Source organism: Arhodomonas sp. KWT, assembly GCF_010993615.1.
Genome location: NZ_WNXE01000144.1, coordinates 1 through 1,246, shown reverse-complemented (window position 1 = coordinate 1,246; position 1,246 = coordinate 1). Strand labels below are relative to the sequence as shown.

Genomic DNA, 1,246 nt, shown 5'->3' with positions numbered 1-1,246 from the left:
CTAGGGCGAGCATCGCCGGTGTACGTGCGCTGGTGCGCCGTCGTGGTGGCCGGCTGCTGTGGCTCAGCGGCTTCACCCGGCGGCCGTGGACCGCAGTGGTGCAGATCGTCGGCGTGGGCACGGGGCTGATGGCGCTGTTCCTCCTCGCCGTGGTCCGCAATGATCTCCTGGATGCCTGGCGGGACCGGATCCCGGACGATGCCGCCAACCAGTTCCTGATCAACATCCAGGCGGACGAGCGCGCTGGCGTCCGCGAGCGTCTGGCGCAGGCGGGCATCGATGCCGGGTTCGCGCCCATGGTCCGCGGGCGGCTGGTGGCGCTCAACGGCGATCCCGTGGCGGAGGCCGCGGACGAGCCGGCGGATGACGACGTGGGCCGACGCCGGGGCCGGCGGGAGTTCAATCTCACCTGGTCGGCCGAGCCCCAGCAGGGCAACGAGGTGGTTGCCGGCGAGTGGTGGGGTGCGACGGGGGATGCCGGCGAGCTGTCGGTGGAGACCGGCTTCGCCGAACGCTACGGCATTGCCCTGGGTGACCGTCTGACCTTCGATATCGCCGGCCGGCAGGTGAGCGCACGGGTAACGAACCTGCGCGAGGTGGACTGGGAGAGCTTCCGGGTGAACTTCTTCGTGGTCGCCTCACCCGGCACCCTGGACGGACTGCCGGCCACCTGGCTGACGAGCTTTCATCTGCCGGACACCCGCGAGGGCGTGATCGTGGATATCATTCGGGACTACCCGAGCGTGACCGCGATAGATGTCACCACCATCCTGCGCACGGTGCGCTCGATCATGGACCAGGGCAGCAGCGTTGTGGAGCTGATGTCGCTGCTCACCCTCGCCGCGGGCGTGCTGGTGCTGCTCGCTGCATTGCAGATTACCGGCGAGCAGCGACGCTTCGAGGGTGCACTGCTGCGGGCCCTCGGGGCCAGCGGACGGCGAGTCCGGCGGCTCGCGCGCTACGAGTTCTGGCTGCTGGGTACCGTGGCCGGCCTGATCGCCGGCGGAGTGGCCACCGGTGCCGGGGTGTTCGTCGCCGAAGGGTTGTTCGGCCTGACGTACCCGTTCCGCCCGGTGACGCTTCTCGCTGGTGCGGCGGTGGGGGCGGTGACCGTCTGGGGGGCGGGCGGGCTGGCCGCCCGCCGCTACGAACGCAGCTCGCCCATGCGGCTGCTGCGTGAGGGCGCCGACTGAGCGGCGCCGTGGGTGATCCGCACCGTATGCGGGCCCGTAAGACTGGACAACGG

1 protein-coding gene is annotated in these 1,246 nt (G+C 70.6%); it reads left to right on the top strand.

Going from position 1 to position 1,246, the window contains the following annotated elements:
* Positions 1-1,193, top strand: a 1,193-nt coding sequence (locus tag G7A99_RS15145) for an ABC transporter permease (RefSeq protein WP_371807623.1), incomplete at its 5' end; no start/stop codon positions are given.
* Positions 1,194-1,246 lie beyond the last annotated feature (53 nt).